The 7,211-nt window shown below is 76.5% G+C and carries 8 protein-coding genes and 1 pseudogene; 2 read left to right on the forward strand and 7 right to left on the reverse strand.

Translation table 11 applies throughout. The features are described 5' to 3' along the window. Positions 1-77: 77 nt before the first annotated feature. The gene (locus tag ACFCX4_RS33015; RefSeq protein ID WP_376150588.1) at positions 78-446 is read left to right on the forward strand and encodes a hypothetical protein; all 369 of its coding nucleotides are present in this window, start codon (positions 78-80) and stop codon (positions 444-446) included. Here the strand turns inward: ACFCX4_RS33015 and ACFCX4_RS33020 are convergent. Beyond that, positions 427-738, reverse strand: coding sequence for a hypothetical protein (locus ACFCX4_RS33020; RefSeq protein WP_376150590.1), 312 nt, complete (start codon positions 736-738; stop codon positions 427-429). The genes ACFCX4_RS33015 and ACFCX4_RS33020 overlap by 20 nt on opposite strands. Positions 739-1,255: 517 nt before the next feature. Between ACFCX4_RS33020 and ACFCX4_RS33025 the strand changes: the two genes are divergently transcribed. Beyond that, complete coding sequence (locus tag ACFCX4_RS33025; RefSeq protein ID WP_376150592.1) at positions 1,256-1,873, forward strand: TOPRIM nucleotidyl transferase/hydrolase domain-containing protein; 618 nt, start codon at positions 1,256-1,258, stop codon at positions 1,871-1,873. 23 nt (positions 1,874-1,896) lie between these two features. Here the strand turns inward: ACFCX4_RS33025 and ACFCX4_RS33030 are convergent, their stop codons facing one another. The 6 genes and pseudogenes from ACFCX4_RS33030 to ACFCX4_RS33055 form a co-directional block, all read right to left on the reverse strand. Further along, positions 1,897-2,415, reverse strand: coding sequence for a hypothetical protein (locus ACFCX4_RS33030; protein WP_376150594.1), 519 nt, complete (start codon positions 2,413-2,415; stop codon positions 1,897-1,899). Positions 2,416-2,518: 103 nt separating this feature from the next. Beyond that, complete coding sequence (locus ACFCX4_RS33035) at positions 2,519-3,439, reverse strand: hypothetical protein (RefSeq protein WP_376150596.1); 921 nt, start codon at positions 3,437-3,439, stop codon at positions 2,519-2,521. Positions 3,440-3,518: 79 nt separating this feature from the next. Further along, positions 3,519-4,412, reverse strand: a complete 894-nt coding sequence (locus ACFCX4_RS33040) for a hypothetical protein (protein WP_376150598.1) — start codon at positions 4,410-4,412, stop codon at positions 3,519-3,521. Between the two features lie 319 nt (positions 4,413-4,731). Then, positions 4,732-5,769, reverse strand: coding sequence for a TolB family protein (locus ACFCX4_RS33045; protein ID WP_376150600.1), 1,038 nt, complete (start codon positions 5,767-5,769; stop codon positions 4,732-4,734). Next, positions 5,766-7,127, reverse strand: coding sequence for an MFS transporter (locus ACFCX4_RS33050; RefSeq protein ID WP_376150602.1), 1,362 nt, complete (start codon positions 7,125-7,127; stop codon positions 5,766-5,768). Before ACFCX4_RS33050 ends, ACFCX4_RS33045 begins: the two co-directional genes overlap by 4 nt. Next, positions 7,118-7,211 (reverse strand): annotated as a pseudogene (locus tag ACFCX4_RS33055) (aldehyde dehydrogenase family protein); the annotation flags it as partial. The pseudogene ACFCX4_RS33055 and the gene ACFCX4_RS33050, both read right to left, overlap by 10 nt.

A 7,211-nucleotide genomic window follows, 5' to 3' on the forward strand; every position in this document is an offset into this window, starting at 1 on the left:
CAGGAAGTCGGACCGGCCGACTTCCTGTGCGTCGGGGCTGCCTCCGGCTGCTCGGCCGTGACCCGCACAATGGACCGGTGGCCGTCTTCACCTGCGCGAACTGTCTCCTGCCCCTCACCGGGAGCCTCCGACGCGCCCGGCCCTCCGCGGACGCCGGGAAGCGTTCCGGGCACCGGACGGCGCCACCCGGGATCACCCGGGGCACCTACGCGGCCGACCCGGACGGCGGCTTCCTGCTGCATCCCGACGACGCGCCGGGAACGGCCCCGCACCCGGACCACCGGCGCCGCAACGGCTGCTGCGGCCTCGACGGCCTGGACGGTCCCAACCTGGTCTGCTCCGCGTGCGGCACCGAGGTCGCCACCCGGCAGTCGGACTGCTGGACGCCGAACCTGATCGCCCTGACTGCCGGCGCCGTCGGCGCCGCTAGCCGGGACAGCCGGTGACGAGGTCGATCTCCTCCCCCGCCGCGGTCCACGCCGTCATGGTGCCCGAGAGGCCCGCGCTGACGGAGACGTGGTCCTCGCGATGGGCGACGGCACCACCCGCCCCGGGCACGAATCTGAATCGGATCGTCAACTGCTCGCCCGGGGGCACGTCGTAGGTGCTGCCCATCGGCTCGAAGACCACCATCAGCGGCTCGTCCGCCGGCGCCTCCACGACGACGAACTCCTCCGCCGACCGCGCTTCCCGCGCGGCGGCCCTGCGCCGCAGCCACTCCCTCACCCGACCGCTCACGGAACCCATTGTGCCCACGGTCCCCCGCCACGTCACCGGTCCGGCACACACCGGAGCCGGACCCACCCCCAACGGATCCGGAGGGCGGTGGTGGCCACGGCCGTGAGCAGCTTCCGGCGGCCGGCCCGCGCGGACAGCGAGCCGGCAGCCGATCGGCGTCACGCCCCACCGCTCGGAGGTGTCGCCGGTCGGTGGCGGCCACGCCTGCGGGCAACCCGCGCAGGCGCCGGGCCAGTGCCGCGGGTGACCCGGAACAGCGCCACCGACACAACGCCCCAAGGCGCCGAAGCACCCTCGGGCGTGGGCGAGTCCGGCCGCCGAGGGGCTCCGGACGGAGGAGCCGGGTGGCCACGGGCGGCATCCGGCCACCACCCGCCCCCACTCCCCGAGCGCCCGGCCACAGCCCCGCACCACCTCGACCACCCCCCGGCGGAGAGACCCGCCACAGGGCAGGACAGCCGCGCAGGCTGCCGGAAAATCCGTGCCCCGGTGCCGCCGCAGGAGCAGAATCGCAGCCATGGCGGATATCGAAGCGTTCCGGGACGCGGTCGGCGGTTGGGCGGCCGGCGGTCCCGGTGGGCCGGCGGGCGAGCTGGCCGAGTGCCTGGGCGTGCGGACGGCGGTGCTGGTGGAGGGCCCGAGCGACCTCGCGGCCGTCGAGACGCTGGCCGCGCGCCGCGGTCGGGACCTGCCCGGCGAAGGGGTGTGCGTCGTCTCGATGGGCGGAGCCATGAACGTCGCCCGGTACACGGCCCTGCTGGGCCCGCCGGGGCTCGGGCTGCGCCTGGCCGGGCTCTGCGACGAGAACGAACAGGGCTTCTACGAGCGGGGGCTGGAGCGTGCGGGCGCCCCGGGCGACGGGTTCTTCGTCTGCGTGTCGGACCTTGAGGACGAGCTGATCCGGGCCCTCGGGGTGGCACGGATCGAGGAGATCGTCCGGGCGGAGGGCGACCTCCCCGCCTGGCAGACCTTCGTCCGCCAGCCCGCGCACCAGGGCGGGGTGCCGGAGCGGCAGTTGCGGCGTTTCCTGGGGACGAAGAAGGGGCGGAAGATCCGCTACGGGCACCTGCTGGTGGAGGCCCTGGACGCGCAGCGGGTACCGGCCCCGCTGCGCGACCTGCTGGCGCACGTGTGACGAGCCGGTGAGCGCCGCCGCCGTCAGAACTCGACGGCGTCCAGGTGGTACGTGGTGTCGACCGCGAAGCCGCCGGCGTTCGCCTTGACGGTGAGGACGTACTGGCCGGGTGCCAGGGGGTCGAGGGCGCACCACAGGCCCCAGGCGACGCGGGGGATGCCGGTGGCGAGGAAGCGCTTCGAGGTGAACTCGTGCACCCGCAGCGGGACTCCGTTGAGGGTCGCCTCGGCCTGGGAGGCCTCGACGCGCCAGGGTGCGGCGGAGAGGCCGAGGGCGATGCGCTGGGTGTTGAAGACCGGGAAGAAGACCGGCTTCCCGGCGGCGATCGGGCAGCGGCGCACGACGCGGCCGCCGTAGGTGCCGGCGAGGAACCAGACGTCCTCGGGCTGGCGCCAGCCGGCGAACTCCCCGGTGGTGTCGGCGACCGGGCTGCGTTCCATCGGGGCCGACAGCGCCCACTTCCACCAGCGTGCCGCGAGCTCCGCACCCCGGCGGGGGTCCACGGTGTCGGCACCGGTCTCGGGGGAGACGGCCTCGCCCACGTCAGCTCCTTCGGATCCGCTCGCGCACCGCACATCGGTTCGCTCCGCGACCTTATCCGGTGGAACCCTGGCCCTCCCGCGCGGGAGGGCCAGGGTTCCGGGGCTACAGGCGGCGGACGGTGATCTCGTACTGGTCGACCGCGCCCTCCCAGAAGACGACCACGGAGCCGCCCTCCGACTCGTCCCAGCCGCCCTCCGACTCGTCCCAGCCGTCCTCCGACTCGTCGCCGGCCTCGTCCCCGTCGGCCTCGTCGTCGTCCTCCTCCCCCTCCTCCTCGTCCTCGTCCGCCGCCGTGGGCAGGACGAAGGCGAGGTCGTGGGACACCGGGTCGCAGAAGGCCACCAGGTAGTCCCGCAACGCCGGATCGGCCACGGCGGCGACCTGCGCGTGGGCGTCCTCGTCCAGGTCGTCCCCGGCGTCGCCGACACCCGTGGGCAGCTCCCCGGGCGAGGTGACGGCGGTCAGGCCGGTGGCGGCGAGCAGGGCGTCCAGCAGGGTCTCGCCCCCGGAGGCCAGCCGCCCCCGCCAGAGCGTCCACAGCTCGGCGGGCAGGTCGGGCGACGTGAGGTCGACGCCGTGCCGTTCGGCGGCCCGGCCGAGGTCCGCCCCCAGGAGTGCGCCGTCCCACGGCCCGGCCTCGGACTCCGCCACGGCGGCGGCGAGGTCGGCGGCGAAGGCGGCGAGTCCGGCGGGCAGCCCGCGCGGGTCGACGTGGAACAGCGAGCGGCTCGCGTCGAAGACCAGCTCCACCTCGTCGAGGTCGCAGGGCGGGGTGAGCAGCAGGTGGCCGGTGACGGCCGGCTCCTCCCCCGCGAGCGCGGCCCGGCCGACCCAGACCGGGTCCCGTTCGAGCTCGCTCTCGGCGAGGAAGTTGCCGCTGTAGAAGGTGCCGTAACGGGCGTCCCCGTCGTCCTCGGCGTCGTACTCGGCGAGCGGCCGGCCGAGGACCTCCCCGAAGGCCTGGCGGAGAGCGGCGTCCCACTCCTCGGAACGGACGGCCGGGGTGTCGTCGTGAAGCGTCATGCCGGGAGTACAGCACGCCCAACCGACAGCGCACGCCGCCGGGTTGGCCGGGCGGCCGGGCGGCCGGCCGGTCAGCCGGTCAGCCGGTGGCGCGGACGTAGATGTCGGCGGCGCCGGGGAGGCCGTCGGGGTCGGGGGCGACGTAGATGCGGCGGCCGCGGGCCGGGGCCCGGGTGACGGCGGGGGCCGGGGTCGCGTCGGCGCCGGGGGCCGCGGTGTCCTCGGCGGGCGGGGCGGGGAGGGACTCGGAGGCCGGGGCGACACGGTCGGCGGGGTCGTGGACGGCGGGGTCCGGGGAGTCCTCCGGGAGGACGTCGTCCGGGCTCGCGGACTCCGGGGCCGGCGTGGGCTCCGGGCTGCCGGGCTCCACGGCGGCGGACTCCGGGCTCGCGGGCTCCGGGGCCGGCGTGGGCTCCGGACCGGCGGACGGCGCCCCGGCCGTCCCGGACGGCCCGGGGGTCCCGGCGGCGGCGCCCGGATCCCCCGCGGCGGTGCCGGTGGCCGCCGGCGAGGGGGAGTCCGGCGGCACCGGGACCGGGAGCGGCACACCGAGCTCGCTGGCCTCGGCCGGCTCGTCGCCGCCGAGCGCGTCGGCAAGGTCGGCGGGGAGCGGGGAGAGGGCGCCGGGGCCGGGCAGGTCGTAGGTGCGCAGGAAGTCGCCGACGCCCACCTCCCGCCCGCCGGCCAGCCGGTAGTGCAGGTAGGCGACGGTGGTGCCGTCCGGCGCGCGCGTGTAGACGGCGCCGATCGGCACGTAGTAGCGGCCCGCGCCCGGGTGCTGGGAGGGGTGGAGGCCGGCCAGCAGTTCGGCGCGGTCTCGGTCGGTCTCGATCGCGCCGCGGCCGGCGGTGAGGGCGTTGACGCCCCGGACCGCCAGCGCGGCCACCACCGACACGAAGATCACCAGCCCGATCGCGATGGTGCGGCGCAGCACGGGCCTGCCGTGCAGCGCCGGCCACGAGTCACTGGACATGCGCTCCTGCGACAGCCCGCCGTCGGGCCCTCGTTGCCTCACTGTTCCTGCTCCCCCGGTCCGTCGGCGTGGCGGCCCGGCATCCGTGCGGCCACTCTTGGTGCTCGACGTGGACCCTACGCTCCGAGTTCCGGACCGGACCAGCCAACCCGGCCCGTCACTGCCGCCCCGGGCGTCACCCCGGGCGTCACCCCGGGCCTCGCCCGGCGGGTACCCGCGCAGCACCCGCACAGCACCCGGCCGGCACTCCCCCGGCACCCCGCCGGACGACCGCGGGCGCCCCCGGCGGGGCGCCCGGACGGACCGCCCCGGGCACACGTCACCCCAGGTAGGCCGGGGCCACCGCCGAGTCGAGCAGCCGGCCCGCGGAGCCCGTGCCGTCGGCGGGAACGGTCCACAGGTCGGCGCCGAAGTCGCCGGGCATGGCGTAGAGCAGGGTGTGCGCGTCGGACCAGACGGCCTGGTCGTCGATGCTGCGCTGTTCGGCGGTGGCGGTCTCGGTCATGGTGGCGAGGTCCAGCACGTAGAGCCGCCAGGGGGCGTCCTCGGAGGCGCCGGGGACGCGCTTCTTGTAGGCGACCCGGGTGCCGTCCGGGGAGAGGGACGGGCACTCGACGTTCTGGTGGAGGGTGGTGAGGGTGCGGGCGGCGAGGTCGCCGCGGACCAGGTTGGTCTGGCCGCCGGTGGCGAGCGTCGCGTAGAAGGTGTCGTCGTCGGCGAAGGTCACCCCCCAGATGTTGACGTCGGGCGCGCGGTACGGCCTGCCGTCCTTGATCACGTCGAACTCCTCCAGGTTCTCCCGGAGGTTCCAGTCGCGGACGTCGACGATCGAGGTGCGGGTGGAGAAGTTCGTGCCCGCGTAGGAGTCGCCGCTGACGAAGACCGTCCAGGCCGCGAGGTGGCCGGAGGGCGACACCCGGGAGCGGGTGGGGATGCCCGCGGCCGGGAACGAGCGCAGCTCGCGCAGCTGCTCGTCGAGGACGACGGCCCGGTAGGTGTCCTGGAGGGGGCCGCGGTCGGCCCGCAGGCAGATGCCGGTGCCGGCGGCGGCGAAGAAGCGCAGGCACTGGACGCCGGAGGCGGTGCGCGGGCCGTCGGGGCGGTCGGCGGGGACGGTGACGATCTCGTCCCGGTGCGGGCCCCAGGCCATGTTGCGGAAGAGCAGCTGCCGGCCGGCGGAGGTCCGGAGGGTGACCTCGCCGGGGGTGACGGCCGGTCCGCCGGCCTGGACGCGGTCGCGGTCGGCGGATCGGTCGGCGGCCCACAGGACGGCGCCGGTGCCGACCCCGCCGAGCAGGACGACGGCGACCAGCAGGATCAGCACCCGGGTGCGGTTGCGGAGGGGGGCGGTGGTCACGAGGGCACCTCGGGGTCGGTGGTCGGGGAGGCGTCGGCCGGCTCGTGCGGCGCCGCGGCGACGGCGGGGGCGGGCTCGCGCAGCACGAACGCGGCCCCGGTGACGCAGCCGGCCAGCGCGACCGCCGACCAGGCCAGCGCGGCGGTGCCGCCGACCGCGCTCCACAGCGCGCCGAACGCCAGCGAGCAGGCGAACCGGGCGAGCGCCTGGCCGGTGCCGACCAGGGCGAGACCGGCGCCGCGCTGCCCGGCGGGGACGGCGTCGGCCGCGGCGGCGGCCAGCACGCCGTCGGTGGCGGCGTAGAACGCGCCGTGCAGCACCAGCACGCCGAGCACCACCGGCAGCCCGTCGAACGGCGAGAGCAGCAGCCCGTAGGCGAGCAGCAGGACGCCGTGGCCGGCCAGGAACAGCCGGCGGCGGCCGATCCGGTCGGCGAGGGCGCCGAGGGGGACGGCGAGCAGCAGGAAGGCACCGGCCGTACCGAGCGGGAGCAGCGGGAAGTACTCGACGGAGAGGCCGAGCCGGCGCTGCACCAGCAGGTAGAGGAAGGAGTCGCTGACGGTGGTGAGGCCGAGCAGCACCGCGCAGACGGTGAGCCGGCGCAGGCCGGGGGTGCGCAGCAGGGCGACGCCGTCCCGCAGCCGGGGGTGGGCGGCCGGCGGTTCGGCGCCGGCCGCGGGGCGGCCCGGCACGAAGAGCAGCAGGACGAGCACGCCGAGCACCGCGACGCACGCGCTGACGGCGAACACCGCGTGGTAGCCCTGCTGCTGACCGCCGTCGGCGAGCAGCTGCCCGCCGGCCGTGCGCAGCACCAGGAACGCGGCGAGCGGTCCGAGCAGGGCGCCGGCCGTGTCCATCGCCCGGTGGACGCCGAACGCCCTTCCGCGGTGGGCGGGTTCGGTGGCGAGCGAGATCATCGCGTCGCGCGGGGCGGTGCGCAGGCCCTTGCCGGTGCGGTCGACGGCGAGGACGGCGCCGATCAGCGGGACGGTGTGGGCGAGCAGCAGCAGCGGTTTGCAGAGCGCCGACAGGCCGTAGCCGACGGCGGCGACGGCCTTGTGCCGGGGTGCGCCGTCCCGTCCGCGCCGGTCGGCGAGGTGGCCGCCGGCGAGCCGGACGACGGCGCTGAAGCCGTTCTGGATGCCGTCGAGCAGGCCGAAGCCGAGCGGGGAGAGGCCGAGGCCGGTGAGCAGGTAGAGCGGCAGGACGGCGCTGACCATCTCGGACGAGACGTCGGTGACCAGGCTGACCACGCCGAGGGCCACCACGGTGCCGGGGACGGCCGCCCGGGCGGCGCGCCCGGCGGCGCTGCCGGGGGCGGGGGCCGTCCCGGGGGCGGCGGCGGCCGGAAGTTCCACGGGATGATCTGGCCGACCACGCCGAGCGGTTCGTGGAAGTGGTACGCCACGGTGTCCTCGTCCAGCTGCGACACGCCGCCCTCC

The organism is Kitasatospora sp. NPDC056327 (assembly GCF_042261735.1).
Lineage (GTDB): Bacteria > Actinomycetota > Actinomycetes > Streptomycetales > Streptomycetaceae > Kitasatospora.

What these genes read in the sequence shown, in the direction of transcription:
- ACFCX4_RS33025 (WP_376150592.1), top strand. Translation starts at nt 1,256, where the DNA reads ATGGCGGATATCGAAGCGTTCCGGGACGCGGTCGGCGGTTGGGCGGCC.
- ACFCX4_RS33035 (WP_376150596.1), bottom strand. Translation starts at nt 3,439, where the DNA reads ATGACGCTTCACGACGACACCCCGGCCGTCCGTTCCGAGGAGTGGGAC.
- ACFCX4_RS33040 (WP_376150598.1), bottom strand. Translation starts at nt 4,412, where the DNA reads ATGTCCAGTGACTCGTGGCCGGCGCTGCACGGCAGGCCCGTGCTGCGC.